Annotated in this window: 15 protein-coding genes and 1 pseudogene; 2 read left to right on the forward strand and 14 right to left on the reverse strand. The window is 71.2% G+C overall.

Going from position 1 to position 19278, the window contains the following annotated elements:
• The first annotated feature begins 24 nt into the window (after positions 1-24).
• Positions 25-399 carry an antibiotic biosynthesis monooxygenase gene (locus ACGF5T_RS17830; RefSeq protein WP_366767906.1) on the forward strand — a complete coding sequence of 125 codons (375 nt, stop codon included), beginning with the start codon at positions 25-27 and terminating at the stop codon, positions 397-399.
• Positions 400-499: 100 nt separating this feature from the next.
• Here ACGF5T_RS17830 and ACGF5T_RS17835 read toward each other — a convergent pair whose 3' ends face one another.
• From ACGF5T_RS17835 to ACGF5T_RS17860, 6 genes and pseudogenes are all read right to left on the reverse strand, one after another.
• Positions 500-2695: an FG-GAP-like repeat-containing protein gene (locus ACGF5T_RS17835; protein ID WP_366767907.1), complete on the reverse strand. Its 2196-nt coding sequence runs from the start codon at positions 2693-2695 to the stop codon at positions 500-502.
• A 47-nt stretch (positions 2696-2742) separates the two neighbouring features.
• Positions 2743-3035, reverse strand: a pseudogene (locus ACGF5T_RS17840) (hypothetical protein); the annotation flags it as partial.
• Positions 3036-3122: 87 nt separating this feature from the next.
• Entirely contained in the window at positions 3123-3902 is a 780-nt protein-coding gene (locus ACGF5T_RS17845; protein ID WP_366767908.1) for a hypothetical protein, read from the reverse strand.
• Between the two features lie 319 nt (positions 3903-4221).
• Positions 4222-5556: an enolase C-terminal domain-like protein gene (locus ACGF5T_RS17850; protein WP_366767909.1), complete on the reverse strand. Its 1335-nt coding sequence runs from the start codon at positions 5554-5556 to the stop codon at positions 4222-4224.
• Positions 5557-5599: 43 nt separating this feature from the next.
• A complete protein-coding gene (locus tag ACGF5T_RS17855) occupies positions 5600-6937 on the reverse strand; it encodes a gluconate:H+ symporter (protein ID WP_366767910.1) in 1338 nt (445 codons plus the stop codon).
• 568 nt (positions 6938-7505) lie between these two features.
• Entirely contained in the window at positions 7506-8381 is an 876-nt protein-coding gene (locus ACGF5T_RS17860) for a LysR substrate-binding domain-containing protein (protein WP_356611782.1), read from the reverse strand.
• A gap of 486 nt (positions 8382-8867) precedes the next feature.
• Between ACGF5T_RS17860 and kdgD the strand changes: the two genes are divergently transcribed.
• Positions 8868-9794: a 5-dehydro-4-deoxyglucarate dehydratase gene (kdgD, locus tag ACGF5T_RS17865; protein ID WP_366767911.1), complete on the forward strand. Its 927-nt coding sequence runs from the start codon at positions 8868-8870 to the stop codon at positions 9792-9794.
• Positions 9795-9875: 81 nt separating this feature from the next.
• Here kdgD and ACGF5T_RS17870 read toward each other — a convergent pair whose 3' ends face one another.
• The 8 genes from ACGF5T_RS17870 to ACGF5T_RS17905 form a co-directional block, all read right to left on the reverse strand.
• The gene (locus ACGF5T_RS17870) at positions 9876-10439 is read right to left on the reverse strand and encodes a hypothetical protein (RefSeq protein WP_392888343.1); all 564 of its coding nucleotides are present in this window, start codon (positions 10437-10439) and stop codon (positions 9876-9878) included.
• A 156-nt stretch (positions 10440-10595) separates the two neighbouring features.
• On the reverse strand, positions 10596-12212 hold the full coding sequence (locus ACGF5T_RS17875) for a fused response regulator/phosphatase (RefSeq protein ID WP_366767914.1): 1617 nt from the start codon (positions 12210-12212) through the stop codon (positions 10596-10598).
• Positions 12209-14095 (reverse strand): ATP-binding protein, encoded by a 1887-nt coding sequence (locus ACGF5T_RS17880; protein WP_366767916.1) that lies wholly within the window; start codon positions 14093-14095, stop codon positions 12209-12211. The genes ACGF5T_RS17875 and ACGF5T_RS17880 overlap by 4 nt, the downstream gene beginning before the upstream one ends.
• Entirely contained in the window at positions 14092-15129 is a 1038-nt protein-coding gene (locus ACGF5T_RS17885) for an ATP-binding SpoIIE family protein phosphatase (RefSeq protein WP_392888403.1), read from the reverse strand. The genes ACGF5T_RS17880 and ACGF5T_RS17885 overlap by 4 nt, the downstream gene beginning before the upstream one ends.
• Positions 15126-15545: an anti-sigma regulatory factor gene (locus ACGF5T_RS17890; protein ID WP_392888346.1), complete on the reverse strand. Its 420-nt coding sequence runs from the start codon at positions 15543-15545 to the stop codon at positions 15126-15128. The genes ACGF5T_RS17885 and ACGF5T_RS17890 overlap by 4 nt, the downstream gene beginning before the upstream one ends.
• On the reverse strand, positions 15542-15919 hold the full coding sequence (locus tag ACGF5T_RS17895) for an STAS domain-containing protein (protein ID WP_356611772.1): 378 nt from the start codon (positions 15917-15919) through the stop codon (positions 15542-15544). The genes ACGF5T_RS17890 and ACGF5T_RS17895 overlap by 4 nt, the downstream gene beginning before the upstream one ends.
• Positions 15916-16764 (reverse strand): STAS domain-containing protein, encoded by an 849-nt coding sequence (locus tag ACGF5T_RS17900; protein ID WP_356611770.1) that lies wholly within the window; start codon positions 16762-16764, stop codon positions 15916-15918. Before ACGF5T_RS17900 ends, ACGF5T_RS17895 begins: the two co-directional genes overlap by 4 nt.
• Positions 16765-17380: 616 nt before the next feature.
• Positions 17381-19213: a cholesterol oxidase substrate-binding domain-containing protein gene (locus ACGF5T_RS17905; protein WP_366767918.1), complete on the reverse strand. Its 1833-nt coding sequence runs from the start codon at positions 19211-19213 to the stop codon at positions 17381-17383.
• Positions 19214-19278: the final 65 nt, after the last annotated feature.

Genomic DNA, 19278 nt, shown 5'->3' on the forward strand with positions numbered 1-19278 from the left:
CGCGTACCGCCTTACGGTGGCGTCATGGGAAGTCATGCGCAGGACGCGCCCGCCGGACCCGTCGGGCCTTACGAACCGCCGTACTACGTCGCCGTCTTCACCACGGTGCGGACCCAGGAGCAGAGCGGTTACGGCGAGACGAACGCACGCATGGAAGAGCTCGTGAAGGACGTCCCCGGCTACCTGGGGATGGACCACGCGCAGACTCCCGGCGGGCTCGGCATCACCGTCGGGTACTTCCGTGACGCCGAGGCCCTCACCAAGTGGCGGACCAACGCCGAGCACCGCGCGGCGCAGAGGCGCGGGCGAGCCGAGTGGTACCGGAGTTACACGCTGCACGTGGCCAAGGTGGAACGGAGCAGCGGGTTCACGCGGGCGCAGGAGCCGTCGACGGAGTGACCGACCGGGTGCCCGGCCCTCGGAAGGGCCGGGCACGGAGCGGGTGTCCGGCGTGACGCGGGCTGGGCCGACGGGCGGGCCCGGCCGCGCGTCGCCGGTGTCAGACGACGGGCTGCTGGGCGCCGGCGGGGCGGTCCAGGCCCATCGGCTGGCGGCCGAGGAACGGGGCCTTCCAGGAACCCGTGCCCCGGTAGAGGTAGTTGCCCTGGGGGCTGAAGGCGGCCAGGTCGTTCCGGCCGTCGCGGTCGGCGTCACCGACCGCCACGAGGTGGGTGTAGGGGCCCCACCCGGCGCCGATCCGCGTGCGGGGCGCGAACGTGCCGTCGCCCTTGCCCAGGTAGAGCCAGAGGACCCCGTCCTTGTCCCGGGCGACGAGGTCTCCGGCGGCGGCGCCGCCGATGTCCCCGACGGCCGTCAGGTCGTTGAAGGCGCCCCAGCCGCCGCCCACCGTCTTGCGCGCGGAGAAGGGCGCGGTGGCGTTGCCGGTGCCGGGGTAGAGCCAGAGCACTCCGGAGCGGTCGGTGGCCAGGAGGTCGTTGCGGCCGTCACCGGTGAGGTCGGAGCCGCCCGCGACCTTGTCGTAGACCTGCCAGCCGCCGCCGACCTTGGCCCGGGTGGCGAAACCGCCGCGGCCGTTGCCCTGGTAGAGCCACAGGACACCGGACGTGTCGCGGGCGACCAGGTCGCCGACCTCGGATCCGCCGAGGTTGCCGGTGGCCTCGATGCGGTCGTAGACGTTCCAGCCCCCGCCGACGAGGACCTTGGCCTCCCCCGCGCCGAGCTGTCCGGCGCCGGTGCCCGCGTCGAAGCGGGTGTCGCTGCGCCAGAGCCTGCCCGCGGCGTCCCGGGTGAGGACGTCGGGGGTGCCGTTGTCGTTGAAGTCGTGCGGCTGCCCCTTGCGGCTGACGGTGAAGGCCCCGTCGGCGACGGCGGCCGGACCGATGCCGTTGAGGGGCGCCGCCACGGCCTCCCAGGTGTAGGCACCGTTGGGGGCGGCCTCGGCCCCGGCGGCGACCAGTCCGTTCCAGTCCAGCGTGACGGACGGGGTGGCGGGGTGCTTCGCGGTGGCGACGACCGTCTTCCCGGTACGGACGTGGCGGAGCGTGATCGCCACGTCGACGTTGCTCCGGGACAGGTCCCAGCGCAGGGACGCCGACCCACCGTTCTGGTCGAGGTCGACGACCGCGGGGACGGTGTTGCCGGTGATCTCGACCTTGGTGGGTGCGTCGGCGTTCGCCACCCTGGTGACGACGGGTGCGCCCTCGTCACCGGCGGTGATCTTGAACAGTCCCTCGCCGTCCGCGACGGTGCCGCCGCGCACGTACAGGCCGTCGGGAGCGGCGGCGGACGAGGTCAGGTGGTCGAGCAGCTTCACCGAGGCGCCGGTGGCGGGGTGGTACGCGGTGACGGCGTGCAGGGGGTTCGGCGCGGCGGCGGAGATGCCGTCGGCCTCTCCGTACACGACCCAGCCGCCGACCAGACCGACCTGGAGGTCACTCGCGTACGCGGGGGTGACCGGGAGCTGCCGTACGACGTCCGTCGCGCGGTCCAGGAGGAACACCGCCGGGGTGTCGGTGCCGTCGCCCTCGGTCCAGACGACGTGGGTCCCGGAGACGGCGAAGTCGCCCCCGGTGGAACCGGCGGTCCTCTCGTGCGTCTCGTGGACGGAGCCGGTGGCGAGATCGATCAGTGCCCACTTCTTCAGGGCGCCGTCGGTGAAGGTCACCAGCGCGTCCTCGGGGGTGCCGGGGGTGATCGAGAAGTCCTTCGCACCGGCCGGCAGCCCGGTGACGGTCTTCACGCCCTCGTCCGCGGTGTGCTTGCGCAGCTTGACGGTCCCGTCGGTGTCGACGGTCGTGAAGATCGCGTTCGCCGCCGAGCCCGCGTACCGCGGGTCACCGGCCAGGTCCCCGACGAAGACGTCGAACGACGACAGCGTCTTGAGGTTCCGCTGCTGGATACCCCAGCGGCCCTCGAAGACGAGGTAGTCCGCCGTGCGCGTCGAGCGGAGGTGGGTCCGGGGCCCGTAGCCCGTCCCGGCGACATTCCCGTAGCGGGTCCAGCGTTTGTCGAGGGACCCGTCGGCCTGGGTCACGAAGCCGGTCAGACCGGCGTCGACCAGCTTCGCCTTCTTCAGGAAGGGCATGGAGACGACATCGGAGGCCGCCGTGTCCGCCGCCACCGCCGCGGGGGCGGCCGTGGCCGGCACGGACAGGACGCCCACGCCGGGCGTCACGGTGAGGACGGTGGTGACGGCGACTACCAGCCGACGTCGGGTCGATCGGGCCAGGGGCACGTGATTTTCCTTCTTGACGCAACAGGCGCACCATGCGCCTCTCAGCCCTATGACTCACGACGGAACGAATGGTTGTACGAACGCAGGCAAGTTTTTCCCGGCCCTCTCCGCGGGGACACGAACGGCTGGTGAGGCCGTGCCGCGTCGGGGACGGTCACCCGGCGTGCGTGCAGGGCGATCTGCTGCAGCCGCTGATCATCTCGCCGGCCTGCTGGGCGTCGAAGAGACGCGCGGCGTACTGCGGCGGCAGCGCGACGGTCAGGTGCCGGACCCGGCTCTCGTCGGTCGAGCCGACCGGTGCGGTGTAGCCGATCCGGGCCCGGGTGTCGATGACGATGCCGACCGGCGGATGACGGCCTGCCACGAGGCGGTGTGAATCTCGGGCGGCCACCACGGGCGAGGCTCCCCGAGCGTCCGCATGCGTTGTTTACGGCCGACGTACGGGTTCGGTGCGTCCCACGGGTGGCATTCCGGCCAAGGAGGTGCCTGGCGCGTCGGAGCTATTCGTCACCGGCCCCATCGTCCCGCCTCGGGCCACGCCAGCCGGTGCCTGCTCTCCGGCTGCCGTCGCCAGCCATGTCCGCCAGACGTGACGTGTGTTGGGCACCTCCGGACGATCCAGGAGCCAGAGAACGTAGCCGGCATGACGCTGTGCCCATGGGCTGTCCGAACGCGCCGCTCTGTCCAGCCTGCCGCGCAGGTCCTCACCGTCCACGGCCCGGGCCACGCGCACGTACTCGCGGTCCTTGCAGCGATAGGGTCGCCGCACGATGGTCTCGACCAGTTCCGCCAGCTTGCCCCTGACCGCGTCATCGTGGTGAGCGGCAGCCACGTCGCGAATGAGGCTCTCCTTCGTGCCCCATGACTTGGCGTACCGTGTCCACTCCTGCGGATACCTCGCCTCCCATTCCAGGAAGCACAGCGCGTAGGGAAGACCCGGCCATGTGCCGATGCCGGAATCGCGTGGTCGGTCCCACAATCCGCCTGGCAGCGAATGCCGCAGGGCCTTCTGGAAGCGTCTGTGCGCCACCTGCCGCCCCAGCGGACACCTGCGCCGCCACGCCCTGTTGTACCGATCCAGAGCGTCCTGGGCGCTTCTTTCGGCGTCCGTCAGACGGGCCAGCGCAACAGCGCGTTCGGCCGGATCGCTTGCTGTCAGCCCGAACGCCCATCCCAGCCGCTCGTACCACACGTCGGCACCGTCCACGCTCACTCCCACGTCCGCGTCACTCTTCACCCGGCACTTCATGCTCCACCTCGAGCGCCGTCGCCGTCACTCGCCCCGGTCATGCGCAGCGCCGTCCGACGTCGGCAGCGCGTGACGAGGACTACGCCCCTGTCTTACACATCCGTCGTGAAGGTCTCGACCCGCTTCCCTACAGCCTGCCCTGCACAAACGCCAGGTGTCGTCGAGGCGCCGCCGGGTGGCGGACCCGGCCCAGCATGCCGGGCCGGGCGGTAGACGTGCCTGGCGGTATACGTCCCTGGCGGCGCGTGGAATTCCGCCACGTCGTGGCAGCCGGTGCCTACCGCACGAGGCAGGGCCGTTTGGCGTCGAACTCCCAGCCGGGGACCAGGTACCGCATGCCGAGGGAGTCGTCCCGGGCGCCGAGCGCCTTGGTCCGGTAGAGCTCGTGGGCGGCGAGCAGCCGGTCCATGTCGAGCCGCACACCCAGGCCGGGTGCGTCGGGCACGGCGATCTCGCCGTCGACGATGCGGGGCGGGTCGACGGTGAGGCGTTCCAGGCCCTCCTGCCATATCCAGTGCGTGTCCAGGGCGTTGTACGCGCCGGGTGCCGCGGCCCCGCAGTGCGTGACCATCGCGAGCGAGATGTCGAAGTGGTTGTTGGAGTGGCAGCCCCAGGTCAGTCCCATCGCGTCGCACAGCTGCGCCACCCGGACGGAGCCCTGCATGGTCCAGAAGTGCGGGTCGGCCAGCGGGATGGAGACCGACTGGAGGGCGAGGGCGTGGGTCATCTGCCGCCAGTCGGTCGCGATCATGTTGGTCGCGGTGGGCAGGCCGGTCGCGCGGCGGAACTCGGCGAGCACCTCGCGCCCGGAGTAGCCGTCCTCCGCCCCGCAGGGGTCCTCGGCGTAGGCGAGCGTGCCCACCAGGGGTGTGCACAGTTCGACGGCTTCCTTCAGCGACCAGGCACCGTTGGGGTCGAGGGTGATCCGGGCCTCGGGGAAGCGGTCCTTGAGCGCGCGTACGGCCTTGACCTCCTCGGCACCCTCCAGGACGCCGCCCTTGAGTTTGAAGTCGCGGAAGCCGTACAGGTCGTAGGTGGCCTCGGCCTGGCGGACGATCGCCTCGGGGGTGAGGGCCTCCTCGTGGCGGATCCGGTACCAGTCCACGTCCGCGTCGTGGCCCCGGACGTACTCCAGGTCGGTGCGGTCGGGGTCGCCCACGTAGAAGAGGTAGCCGAGCATCCGCACGGAGTCCCGCTGCCGGCCGTCTCCGAGCAGGGCAGCGACGGGCACGTCGAGGTGCTGGCCCAGGAGGTCGAGGAGCGCGGACTCGACGGCGGTGACGGCGTGGACCGTGGTCCGCAGGTCGAAGGTCTGGGCGCCGCGGCCACCGGAGTCACGGTCGGCGAAGCGGTCCGCGATCTCGCGCAGGACGCGCTTGTAGTCACCGACCTTCGCGCCGACCACGAGGGATTCGGCGTCGGTGAGAGTCCGGGTGATCTTCTCCCCTCCCGGTACCTCACCGAGGCCGGTGCGCCCCTCGGAGTCCGTCAGGACGACGATGTTGCGGGTGAAGTAGGGGCTGTGGGCGCCGGAGAGGTTCAGTGCCATCGCGTCGCGGCCCGCCACGGGATAGACGGAGAACGCGGTGACGGTCGGCTGGTTCCTGGTCATGTCTTCTTGGACTCCTCGTGTTCGGTGGTGCGGCGGCCGGTGGTCACAGGCTGAGGACGTCGAGGGCCCGTTCGGCCACCAGGACACCGCCCAGGCCGAGGACCGACAACACGGTGGTGTAGGTGGTGCGGACCTTGATCGCTTGGATGACGGACAAGTTGAAGTACTCCTTGAAGAGCCAGAAGCCGGGGTCGTTGACGTGCGAGAAGGCGATCGAACCGCAGGAGACGGCGAGCACCATCATCTCGGGATGCACACCGCTGTCGGCGAGCAGCGGCAGCACCACGCCGGAGGCCGTGACGACGGCGACCGTGGCGGACCCCAGGGCGACCCGGAGGATGGCGGCGATGAGCCACGCCAGGACGACGGCGGAGATGGACCAGGAATGGGTGAGGTCCTTGATGTACTCGGATATGCCGCCCTCCACCAGCACGTTCTTGAAGGCCCCGCCGGCTCCGATGACCAGCAGGATCATCGCCATGGCCTTGACCGCCGAGGAGCAGGACTCGCTGACCTCCGCCAGGCTCCGCCCTGTTCGGGGTCCGAAGGCCCAGACGCTCAGCAGCAGGGCCAGCAGCAGCGCGATCGGTGCCGAACCGATGAACGCGACGGTGTTGAGCAGCGGGCTCTCCCCGGACGCGGCCATGTCGGTCACCGCTGCGCCGGCGATCAGGACGACGGGGAACAGCGCCACGCACAGCGACCAGCCGAGGCCGGGCATCTCCTCGTCGCTGAACCGGCGTTCACTGACCAGGCCTTTGGGGATGGTCGGGTTCATGGCCTTGACGAACGGCAGCCGCGGCCAGAGCAGCGCGATGAACGCGCCGACCGGCACCGCGATGAACAGACCGTAGAAGAGGGTCAGTCCGACGGAGGCGTCGAAGGTGGCCGCGACGGCGGTGGGGCCGGGGTGCGGCGGAAGGAAGCTGTGCATGGTGGACAGGGCGATCGACATCGGCAGCCCGACCCACAGCAGGTTCGCGCCGGTGACCCTGACCAGGGTGAACGCGATGGGCACGACGATGATGAAGGCGACCTCGTAGAACATCGTCACGCCGATGAGCATGGAGGTGACGACCATGGCGACCTGTACCCAGCGGGGCCCGAAGGCGTCGAGCAGCTTGTCGGCGATGCGCTGGGCGGCACCGGAGTCACCCATGACGCGGCCGACCATGGCACCGAGTCCGATGGTGAGCATCGTGTCGCCGATCTGACCCCCGATGCCTTCGGAGAGGACGTCCGGGATATCCGTCACCGGGATGCCCTGGACGACGGCGACACCGACGGCGACCAGGAGGAGCGCCGCGAAGCCGTTCAGCTTCAGCCTGGTCATGAGGAGTAGCAGAACCAGGACGCTGATTCCCACTACGAGAAGTGGCATGGCAGTTCCCCTTTGAACTGTGGTGTGGGTAGCCGGGCCCGAACGCCGCAGGGGTACGGCACGACTCCGGTGAGGGCGGAGCGGGATGCTCGGACGCGGGTCCGCGGCCGTCCGGGGAGCCGGGGCGGCGGTCCGGTGCGGGCACGCCGCACGGAGGGGCGGTGTGCCGGGGCGAGCGCGGGTACGACGTGCGGTGGTTCGGGTCGGGTGCCGGCGACCGCTGGTGGGCCGGGCGGTCACCCCGCGTGTCACCTCACGCGTGACCGGGGTGTCCGACGGCGACGGCTCCCGTGCGCGGACCCTCGCGGCCGTCGACGGTGATGCGCGGGCGTGGTGGTTCCGAGGGCGGCTGGTGCCGCCGGCTCGTCCTGCCGGACGAGATCGAGCATGGACAAATCTCCTAGACCTGGGAGGAGGGCGACAGCGGGCGCCGCCTACGGTCCGAGCCACGCGGCCGGTGGCTGAGTTGACCGTAGAGTTGGTTCTGATTCACGTCCATGTCGAATTTTGTTGCTTGCCATACCTTTCCTGGATGACCGTTCCGTGAAGGCGACGCGTCAGGCCGAGGTCACAGGTGCCGGAGCAAGGCGTCGAGTGCCGGATTGTCGTTGTCGGGCCGCCATACGAGGCTCAGCTCCACCGGCTGCGGATCCGGCAGGTCCACCGTCCGGAAGACGACCCCGCCGTAGCGCATCCGGGCCGCGGCCTCGGGCACGAGGGCGGTGCCCCAGCCGCCGTCGACCAGCGCCAGGATGCTGTGCACCTGCGTCAGGTACTGGGTGAACACGGGGCGAGCCCGCGCGGACCGGAAGATGCTGATCAGCAGTTCGTGGAAGTAGCGGGCCTCGATGGGCGAGTACATCAGGAAGTCCTCACCGTCGAAGTCCTCGATCCGCATCGGCCCGTCCCCCGCGGCCAGCGGATGAGCGGCGGGGAGGGCGGCCAGCAGCCCCTCCCGGAGCGCCGTGCGGGCGGACAGGCCGGCCCCCGTGCTCGTGGGCCGGATCAGCCCCAGATCGAGCGAGCCCTCACCGAGGGCCTTCAACTGGTCCCGGGTGACCAGCTCCTGAAGCAGGATCTCCACTCCGGGCAGCGCCGCCCGGGCGGTCTTCAGCAGGGAGCCGAGCGCGGAGTGGGCACTGGCCGCCGTGAACCCGACGGCGAGGGCCCCCGCCTCACCGGTGGAGACCCGGCGGACGGCGAGGGCAGCCTGCTCCGACTGCCGCAGGATGCGGCGGGCCTCCCCCAGGAAGGCGCGGCCGGCCGGGGTGAGGCGCACGCTCCGGTTCGTGCGGTCCAGCAACTGCACGCGCAGCTCGCCCTCCAGCAGCTGGATCTGCCGGCTCAACGGCGGCTGCGTCATGTTGAGCCGTTCCGCGGCGCGCGTGAAGTGCAGTTCTTCGGCGACGGCCACGAAGCTCGTCAGCTGAGCGAGAGTGAACACTGATGCTCTCCAGGTATCGCGAGATCCAAAAACTGTGTTGGACGTGAATCATTCGCGACCGTAGCGTCGGACGTGGACAGACGGCGACCCTGCGCATGCCTCGGTCGCGGCCCGCGACCGGCGGGGGCGTCGCACTTCGGAGCACGCAACCATGGTTCGAACCCGGCACCGTCACCGGGGTGCCTCCCCCGGCCCACCCACCCTCGCCCGGAGGTAGGGCCCGACCCGGCCCGGCATCCACCGCACCTCCTCGGCACCACCCACCGTCATGTCTCCGCCGGCGACGGGCCGGTGCCCGTCACGCCGCTGCCGGGCCCCGGCCGGACGACGGCCGCAGGGCCCCGGCGCGGGCGGCGTCGAGAACGGACAGCCGCGCTGCCCGCGCCGGCACCACCGCGCGGCGGACCACCGGGGGCGAGGCCCGCCCGCGACACCCCCCGCACTCGCTCACCGCCACACCACCGCCACGACCATCAGGAGCACTCCATGACGTCCTACTCCCCGGATGAACTCGGCCACCGGATCGGCTCCGGCCTGCTCTCCTTCCCCGTCACCCACTTCCACGACGACCTGTCCTTCGACGAGGACGCCTACCGGGAGAACATCGCGCGGCTGTCCAAGTACGACGTCGGCGGCCTCTTCGCCGCCGGCGGGACGGGCGAGTTCTTCTCCCTCACGCCCACCGAGGTCGAACGGGTCGTGGCCGCCGCCGCCGACACCGCTCCCGGCGACACGCCGATCCTGGCCCCCGCCGGATACGGGACCGCCACCGCGGTCGAGTTCACCGCGGCAGCCGAACGCGCCGGCGCCGACGGCGTCCTGCTCTTCCCGCCCTACCTCACCGAGGCGGACCAGGAAGGGCTGGCCCGGCACGTCGAGGCCGTCTGCCGGTCCACCTCGCTCGGTGTCGTCGTCTACAGCCGCGCCAACGCCGTCTACGCGGCGGACACCCTCGCCCGTCTCGCCGACACCTGCCCCAACCTGGTGGGCTACAAGGACGGCGTGGGCGACATCGACACCATGACCCGCATCCACGCCCGGCTCGGCGAACGCCTCACCTACGTCGGCGGTCTGCCCACCGCCGAGACGTTCGCCCTGCCCTACCTGCAACTGGGCGTGACCACCTACTCCTCGGCGATCTTCAACTTCGCGCCCGAGTTCGCCCTCGACTTCTACGCCGCCGTCCGCGAGCGCCGACAGCCGGACGTCACGCGCATGCTGTCGGACTTCGTACTGCCCTACACGGAGATCCGCAACCGCCGGGCCGGGTACGCGGTCAGCATCGTCAAGGCGGGTATGACCGCCACCGGTCACGGCGCGGGCCCGGTCCGCCCCCCGCTCACCGACCTGACCCCGCTCGAACTGGACGAGCTCCGGAACCTGATCGCCACGTTGCCCGGCACGGCGACCTGACCCGGGCCCTGCGACGCAGGGCGCGAGCGCGTGAGACGCCGGTCGGGCGTCGGCTGAACCGGGCCGCTGAAGAACACGCCTCTATGCGTACGAGTCGATGCCGATCGAGTACGCGGCACCAGAGGTCAGGTCGGAGCGGCTCTCATGGCCGTCTTCCGCGAGGGACTCGGCGGTGAGGAAGACGATCCGCAGGCTCATGGACTCCTTGACGAACCGCAGGTCGTCGGGCGCGGCGTCGGGGTCCGGACTCCAGCCTTCCCGGGGGGCCGCTGCCCGGTAGTGCGCGGCCACCTCGGCCCGTGTGCCGGGGAAGGCGTAGATCCGCTCGGCGGACACCACGACATCGCCGCTGTCCGCCCAGCAGCCGGTGTCGACGGTCTCGAACCCCCGCGCAGCAGTGGCCTCGTGGGGCTTCGAGTCGAGGATGTCGAGCGTCGCTGTCTCCGTGATCCGCGCGTCCGTCCCCTCGCAGTCCCGGGCGAGATCCATCAGCGAGCAGCCGCTGAGCATCGAGGCTGCCAGCGCGGTCGCGAGGAGGAGGGGTGTCGGCCGGGTGCACGGCGCGTGTGAGGGCCCGGCAGGGTCCGGGGTGGGAAGCGCGGCGACGGGCCTGCACGTCATGGAGCCGGCTCCGGAAGTAGTCACGGCCCGGTTCTACCAGATGAACTCGGTCGCCTTCGGTCGGGCACCGGCTACAGCCAGTCCCCGTACCGTGCAAAGCGCGGAGATCGTTGAAGCCCAGGCAGTCGGCGGCCCAGTAAGGACCACGTGCGACGGAGGAGACAGGACCTGCGCGGGGCCCTAGCGCTGTCCTGGAGGCTTAGGGGCGTTGAGGTGTACGGCCATGATGGCGATGTCGTCGCTGCCGTCCGGAGGCAGGCGGTCCAGGAGGTCGTCGCACACGTCCTCGGGTAGCCGCGGGGCCCGGGCCAGGACGCCGGCCAGGGAGTCCAGGGACTGCTGCAGGTGGATGTGGCGGCGTTCGATCAGGCCGTCGGTGACCAGGAGCAGGAGACTGCCGGGTTCCGCCGTGACCCGGTGCGCCGGGGGGTGGGGCAGGCCGAGGCCGAGCATGGGCCCGTGCTCCTCGACGTAGACGGCGGTGCCGTCGGGGGCGCGCACCAAGGGCGGGAGGTGGCCGGCGTTCGCGATGTGCAGGACGTCGGAGGCGTACTCGATCAGGACGACGCAGAGGGTGACGGCGGTGCCGGGTTCCACGGAGGTCAGCAGGTGGTCGAGGTGGGAGAGGATGACGTGGGGCGGGTGTCCCTCGATGGCGTAGGCGCGCAGGGCGTGTCGTACCTGGCCCATGACCATGGCGGCATCGAGGGAGTGTCCGGCGACGTCTCCGACCGCGACGACGAGGCCGCTGGTGGTGCTGATGGCCTCGTAGAAGTCGCCGCCGATCTCGGCGCGTTCGCTGGCGGGGAGGTAGCGCACGGCCAGGTCGGCGCGTGTGGTGCGGGGCAGGTTCTCGGGCAGGAAGCTGCGCTGGAGGGTGAGGGCCAGGGCGTGTTCCTCGCTGTAGCTGCGCAGCGCCTCCAGGGCGAGGGCGCTGGCCCGGGCCAGTTGGTGCAGGAGCGGGTCGTCGTCGTCGAGGGCGATGGCGTCCGCGGGGACGAGGATGACGACGGGGGGCCGGTCGGACTTGGTCTGGCCGACGACGGTGTGGCGCCGTGCGGGGTCGCGGAGCGGTACGGGCAGGCAGGCGGGGTCGGGCAGGCCGTCGTCGGCGTCGGTCCGGGCCTCGGCGCGATTCTCGGGCGCGGGGGCGGGGTGCACCCGGGTCTCGGCGGTGGCCGGGCTCCCCTGCCCGCCTGCGGTGTGGGCGACCAGGGCGTCGCCCTGCGGGGTGTGGAGGAAGGCTGCGGTGTCGCAGCGCAGGACGGAGGCGGCTCCCTCGGCGGTGGCTTTGATCAGTTCGTTCGCGTCGGTGGCGCTGTAGACGGCCAGGGTCGCGCGGTTGAGCAGGTGCAGCCGTTCGGCGAGGAGTTCGGCGCGGCGGCGGGCCCTGGCGTAGCGCAGGGTCGCCGTGACGGTGGCGAGGAGTTCTCCGGGTGCGATGGGCTCGACGAGGTAGGCGTCGGCGCCGCGGTACAGGCCCCGGGTGCGGTCGTCGGCCGAGATGGCTGACGCCGAGATGTTGATCACGGGCATCGCCGCGGTGGCCGGGTTCTTCTTGATGTGCTCGCAGACCTCGAAGCCCGTCATGTCGGGCAGGCGTACGTCGACGATGGCGATCTCGGGAAGCTCTTCGGGGGTGCGCAGCAGTTCGAGTGCGCGGGTGCCGTCCTCCGCGGTGGTGACCCGGTGCCCGCCGCGCTCCAGTGTGGTGGCCAGGACGTAGCGGTTGGTGGGGTCGTCGTCCACCACCAGGATGCGGGCCGGGGCCTGGTCGTCGGAGTGCTGCTGGGTCATCTGTCTTCCTCGAGCGGGTACGGGGTCGCGAAGAGGGAGGCCGCTGGGGAGGCGGCCCGGGCGCTGGTCCGGGTCAGTGCCGCGGCGAGGCCGGCCGGGGTGAGGCGGCCCTTGTCCAGCACGGCACGGACCGGTTCGATGCGGGCGACCGGCACCTCGCCCGGGTCGGTGGCGGTGAGCACGACCACCGGGATGTGGGCGGTGGCCGGGTCGGCGGCGAGCAGGCGCCGTACTTCGTAGCCGTCGAGTGCGGGCATGTCGAGGTCGAGGAGGACGGCGTCGGGACGTTCGCGCCGGACGGTCTCGACCGCGGTGGTGCTGTCGGTGACGGAGGTGACGCAGGTGACGAGCCGGCCGATGAGTGGCCGGAAGCCGGCCAGGAACGCCTGGTCGTCGTCCACGACCACCACGGACCATTCGGCGAGGGGTTTCGCGGGCGCCCCGGCAAGGTCCGGCTGCGGGGCGGCGGCCGGTTCGCGGGGTGCGGGGGCCGTCCTGTGGCCGTCCCGGGAAGTGAGGAGGGAGGGGGTGAGGGCGGGGATGTCGACGACGACGAGGGTGCCCTGTCCCGTCTCGCTGCCGAGGCTGAGCGTGCCGCCCAGCGCTTCGGTGAGTCTGCGCGCGTAGGGCAGGCCGAGACCGGTGCCGGTCCGTCCCCGCTGGTGCTGGCCGGGGACCTGGTAGAACTCCTCGAAGACCCGCTCCTGTTCCTCGGGCGGGATGCCGACGCCGGTGTCGCGGACCTGGAAGCGGAAGCGGCGGTCCTGGCCGGTGCCGTGCTCCGTGACGTCCACGGTCACCGAGCCGTCGGTGGTGAACTTCAGGGCGTTGGAGAGCACGTTGCGCAGGATCCGGGTGAGCATGACCTCGTCCGTGACCAGTGCACCCGCCTGCGTGTAGTCGGGGATGCGCAGGCGCACTCCGGGCTGCGTCATGCTCTGCAGGGTGCCGCGCAGCTGATGGAAGAGGGCGCGCAGGTCGGTGTCGACGGGATGGGGTTCCAGGCGGCCGGCCTCGGCCTTGGCGACGTCGAGGAGTTCGTCCACGAGCGCCAGGAGGGTGTTGCCGGAGGCGTGCACCAGCGTGACCTGCTGGCGCTGCTCGGCGGAGAGCGGTTCGGCTTCGGGGGCGAGCAGGAGCCGGGTGAGGGCGATGACGGCGTTGACGGGCGAGCGCAGTTCGTGGCTGACGTTGGCCCAGAACCGCGTCTTGTACTCGTTCGCCTGCTCGAGCTGGCGGGTCTTGTCCTCCAGTTCCGCGTAGAGCGCGACGACACCGCTGTTGGTCTCCTCCAGTTCGCCGGCCAGTTCCGAGTACAGCGCCAGGACGCCGGTGTTGGTCTCCTCCAGTTCGGTGTTCAGGCGCTGCAGTTCGTCCTGCTGGTGCTGTGACTCCTCCAGCGCGGCCAGCAGTTGGCGGTTCTGGGAGCGGAGCGCCTCGATGAGGTCGGTGCCGCCGTCGGTGGCGAGCAGCGTGCCGCGCAGGTGGTCCGCCAGGACCGTGAGGGGTCGGGTCAGCGCGGTCGCGCGCTGTTCCAGGACGAGTTCCCGGCCGTCGTCGGTGCGGGAGGTGCGGCAGTCGTCCAGCAGCCGTGACGCCGCGGCCAGCAGGGAGGCGGAGGGCTGCCGCTCTCCCTGCCAGCGAAACCGGAGGGAGAGGACGGCGTCTCCCGCCCGCTCGGCCAGCGAGAGCCGGGCGGTGAGGGCGGCCGCTCCCAGGAGGTGCTCTCCGGCTTCGCTGACGACGGTGGACATCCGCACCAGCGGGCTGCCCGTCAGGTCCAGTGCCCGGCATGCCACCTGGGTGCGGCGGCGCAGGGTGACCACGTCGCCCCCCTCCCGCAGGGCGAGCGTGAACACCTCCTGGGACGGGCCGCCGGTCATGGCTGTCGGTGCACGGCCACGACGATTCCGGCATCGTCCCTGCGGACCGCGGCCTGGCTGAAGATCTGGGCGGCGACGATCGAGGAGTCGTGGGCGAACAGGCCCGGGAAGTCGGCGGGCTTCCAGCGGTCGCTCAGGCCGTCGGAGTGCATGATCAGGGCGGCCCCGGGAGGCAGGGCCGCTTCGAAGGTACGCGGCCTGGGCAGTTGCACACCCGCGATGCCCGGCAGGGACGGCAGCCCCGTGCGGCCGTCGGGTGACGCCACCAGGGCCGCGATGTTGCCGGCTCCGCTGAGCCGGACCCGCTGGGCGGCGGCTTCGACCAGCGCGATCGCCACCGCCGCGCCGCGCGTGTTGCGCAGCGCCAGGTGGACGTCCTGGAGGACGTCGGCGGGGGACGACTGCCGGCTGCCGCGGAACGCGCTCCTGGCCCGTTCGCTGGCCTGGGCCGCCAACGGGCCGTGGCCCAGGCCGTCGCACATCATCAGCAGCATCGCGTCAGGACCGTCCGCCGTGCGCACGGCCCAGGTGTCGCCGCACGTCTGCTCTCCGCCCAGCGGACGGGTCAGGCCGCCCGCGTCCAGCGGCCCGGGCAGCGGGTTCGGGCCATCGGCGTCGGCCCAGAACCGTGCCTGGACGACGGTGCCCCGGCCGGGCAGGGAGTGGATGCCGGAGACGTCCGCCATCCGCGTGATGGTCCCCAGCCCCAGGCCCAGGCTCCCGGAGGCGGACGTCCCGTCCCGCAGGGCGTGGGGCAGGTTGCTGATGCCGGGCCCACTGTCGAGGGAGAGGCATTCGACGGCGGCGCGGCCGCGGGCCCGGACGATGCGCAGGGCCATGGAGCCGTCGTGCGCGTACTTCAGCAGGTTCGTCGCCATTTCCGTCACGCACAGTTCCAGGCTGGCGACCTGTGTCTCGGGCAGGCCGAGGCTGCGGGCGAGCTGTCCCGCCTGGCGGCGGGCGGACGCCGCCAGGGCGATGTCCGCACGCAGCCAGTGGACGTCGCCGGCCTCGGCGACCAGGGTGGCGTTCACCGGTTCCACTTCACGATGGTGACGGTGGTGCCCTCGGGGCCCGTCTGGATGTCGAACTCGTTGACCAGGCGCTGGGCCCCGCTCAGGCCCAGGCCCATGCCCTTGCCCGAGGACCAGCCGTCGGTCAGGGCCTGCTCGACGTCCCGGATACCCGGTCCCTCGTCCCGGAACTCCACGAACACTCCCACGCCCCCCTGGCCGGCCACCTCGGCGGCACGGACGACGCCGCCCCCGCCGTAGACCAGCATGTTCCGTGCCAGTTCGCTCGCAGCGGTGACGAGCTTGGTCTGATGGACCAGCGAGAGGCCGCTGTGCTGCGCGAGGATGCGCACGACCTGCCGGGCCTGGACGACGTCCTTGCTGGTCGCCACCGGAACGCTCTCGAACGTCGTGTCCCCGGTCACGTAATCCTTCATGCGTGGCCTGAGCCGGTGGTGCTGAGACGCCGCAACAGCTTCAGCCCCCGCTCCAGGTTGAGCGCGGTACGGACCCCCTGCAGGGACAGCCCCAGCTCCACGAGCGTCATCGCCACCGCGGGCCGCATGCCGACGACCACCGTCTCCGCGCCGAGCATGCGGGAGATGGAGGCGTTCGTGGCGAGCATGCGCCCGACGAAGGAGTCGACGATCTCGAGTGCGGAGATGTCGATGACGACACCTTTCGCGCCGGTCGAGACGATCTGCTGCGACAGGTCCTCCTGCAGGTCCAGCACCATCTGGTCCTCCAGGTCGATCTGGATGGACACCAGGAGGATCTCGCCGATCTTGAGGACGGGTACGCGGTCGGTCACAGCAGGCCCCGAACGTCGTCCTCGGCGTCCTTGGCGACTTCACGTACCGCCTGACGCAGCGCGTCCGCGAGGGAGGCGTTGGTCTGGATGTCACCGAACTGGATGCCCAGGGCGACGATGGTCTGGGCAATCTGCGGGCGGATGCCCGAGATGGTGCACTGTGCGCCCATCATGCGTGCGGCGACCACGGTCTTCAGCAGGTGCTGGGCGACCTGGGTGTCGACGGTGGGGACGCCGGTGATGTCGATGATCGCGTGCGTGGAGTCGGTGTCGACCAGGGTCTGCAGCAGCTTCTCCATGACCACCTGGGTGCGCGCCGAGTCGAGCGTGCCCACCAGCGGGACGCCGACCACGCCGTTCCACAGCTGGACCACCGGCGTCGACAGTTCGAGGAGCTGCTCCGCCTGCGAGGAGATGATCTCCTCGCGCGTGCGGACGTACGCCTCGGTCGTCAGGAGGGCGAGGCCGTCCAGGAGCTTGGCGAACTGCAGGTAGGCCCAGATGCCGTGCTCGTCTGCCGTGAGGGCCGGCTCCAGGACCGCCTTGAGCGCGAACACGCTCGTCGCCGTCTCCGTCGGAGTGAAGCCCTGCCGGGCCCGGCTGCGGGAGAGTTCGATCAGCAGGCTGCGGGTCTCCGCATAGGCCTCGCCCCGGGCGTCGAGACCGCCCGCCGCGATGGCCTGGACTATGGCCTCGTACAAGTCGCCCAGTTCACGACGCATCTCGGCGACGCTGAGCCTGCCTTGAAGAGCCTCACCGACAATGGCGCCCCACTGCGCGAGAAACTCGTCCCGGTGCGAGGTCAGAGTCTCGATCAGCAACTTCGTATTGTCTTCCGGTGCCACGTCGCCCCACTATGCGATTAAGTGAATGTTTGGTCAAAGATACGGCATGAGGCCTCCGACCAAGGGGCTCAGGCGAGTCTGCTCCCGCGGTGACCGTGAGCGGAAAGCCTTGACCGGATGGCCTGCTGTCGGTCTGACGGGCCCGGGCCGGGGAGGCAGACGCGGGTCAGCCGATCAGCCGGTAGGACGCGGCTCGAAGCGCGGGGTGCCGACGGGTGAGGTCGGGGCCCGCGCGTTGCCGGCGGACCCGGTCGCCGCTCGCGCCCCGCAACGTTTTCGGGCGACGTGGACACCGACCGCTGACACCGGCTGCGGCTCAACGAGCGTGGACTTCAGGTGCTACCGCGAGTACGACCGCCGCGGTGCGGACGAGCAACGGTGCGGCCGCCGTCATCGAAGTACGCCGCGCTGTACCACGACATATGTCATGGGGTCTGTCCGGCCTCGTCGACCATGCCGGAGTCGATGAGGGCGACGGAGGTGACGGCGGTCCCGGCCTTGCCCCAGGCGTTGTCCTCAACGAGGACTGTGCGTTCGCCCAGCATGTGAGCCGTGCTCCTGTCGGAGATCCACTCCGTGCGTGCGCCGTCGTGCGTGCCTGGGACCGTTCGCTGCTTCAGCGCAGCAGCGCGTCGAGGAAGGGGCTGGAGATCACGTGGTGGGGGTCGAGGCGGTTCAGGGTCGCGACCGCCTCGTCCCAGCCCGGGCCGCCTCCGGCGCGCAGGGCGGCGGGGACGGTCCGGGTGAGGACGTCCGGGTCGGACCATGCGGCGGTGTCGGTGTAGGCCCAGCCCTTCGACCATTCCACCCGTACGGTCGCCCGGTCTCCGTCCAAGGCCAGGAGGAACCGCTCGATGTCCCGGTAGAAGCGGTGCAGGGCGGGTGTGGTCGGCAAGGAGAGGATGTCGATCCACACGGCGGTGTCGACGTCCGGCCGGTCCGGGCGCGGTCGCAGGGCGGACAGCAGCGGTGGCCGGGCTCCGGGGACGCCGCACACGGCGGGGTCCTCCAGGCCGGTCACCCGGATCTCCACCTGGCCGTTGACCGGGTACTCGCCACGTGCGGCGTACTGGGCGAGAAGCGTGCGGTAGAAGTCGGCGAACTGGCTGACCACCCACTGCAGGTCGGCGCGGCGGGTGAGGACGGCGTAACCGTTGGCCGTCTCGCGCAGGGTGGTGGGCCGCACGTACTCCAGCAGGTTGCGGGAGGCTCCCCAGAGGTCGGAGCGGAGCCCGCCCGCCAGCAGGTGGGTGAGTACGTCGCCGGTCAGCACGTCCCGCACGAGGGTTCTCGACAGCAGGACGTCGGTGATGTCACCGGTCAGTGCGACCTTGGCCAGCAGGTACTGGACCTGTCCGAAGAGCGGGGCGCTCGCCCAGGCTCCGGAGACGAGTGTCCCGGCGAGCCGGGCCACCGGCTCGGGAAGGGAGTCGGAGAAGGGGTAGTTGTACGGCCCGTCGACCGCCCGGGAGGCGAAGGGCCGGTCGGGGGCGACGCTCCATACCTTCAGCCAGGGCTTGTCCGTGAACGCGAACCAGATCGCCTCCACCCGGCCGGTCCTGTCCACGAAGGAGGCCAGGGTTCTGGTGCCGGGCGGGGCCCCTGGGGCGGCGAAGAGTTCGGTGGCGGGGATGTCCAGGAAGGACCGGCAGCGCAGGTTGTGGTCGGTGCCCATCCGCAGCACTGCCTCGGTGACGAGTGAACGACCGAGGTGGGTGAGGAGCGCGTCGCAGTCGGGATCGGCCCGGTGGACCGTCCGCAGGATGTAGCGTCCCGCGCCGTCGTCCCAGACGACCGCGGTCAGTTCGGTGACCAGGTTGCTCATCGAGCCGTAGCCGTGCCCGGGTGAGGGGTTCTCACCGTTGGCGGGGACGGCCGTTCCGTGCGCGCCGATGGCCAGCGCCCCACCGACGGACAGTTCCCCGGGAGCGGGTGCGGCGACGACCCCGTAGCCGTGCGCGCCGGCGAACGCGAGGAGTCTTTCCAGCAGGGCGCCGGTTTGGACCCGGATCAGGGCCGAACCGTCGGCGTCCTGTCGCTCCAGCGACATCCCGGTGAGGTGTGCGGTGGTGTCCACCAGGACGACACGGGCCGCGGCGGGTGTGCCGTCGGCAACCGTGAGCGGAGCCCAGCCATGCCGCTTGCCCTGGGCGCGTACCGTCCAACCGGCACCGTGCGCCCAGTTCACGACGTCGAGCAGGTCCTGCGGGGTACGTGGCGCGCAGGTCCACAACTGGTCGGCGCGGATCTCACCGGCCCAGTTCTCGTAGACGCGCCGGAAGACGTCGAGCCCGGGCGGGAAGCCGGACGGTGAGGGGACGTCGGCGTAGGCGCTGTCCGGACGGACCACTCCACGCCACAGCCAGGCCCCGCCGCCCGCGGCGATGGACGAGGCGAGCAGCCTGCGCCGCGACAGTCCGCCGTCCTGAAGCGAAGAGTCGTCCGTCATCCCGAGAACCTCCCCTGGTCCCGCTTCACTTCGGACCGGCCCTGGAGGGTCGATCGAGCAAGGAC

Source organism: Streptomyces sp. NPDC047853 (genome assembly GCF_043204535.1).
GTDB lineage: Bacteria > Actinomycetota > Actinomycetes > Streptomycetales > Streptomycetaceae > Streptomyces.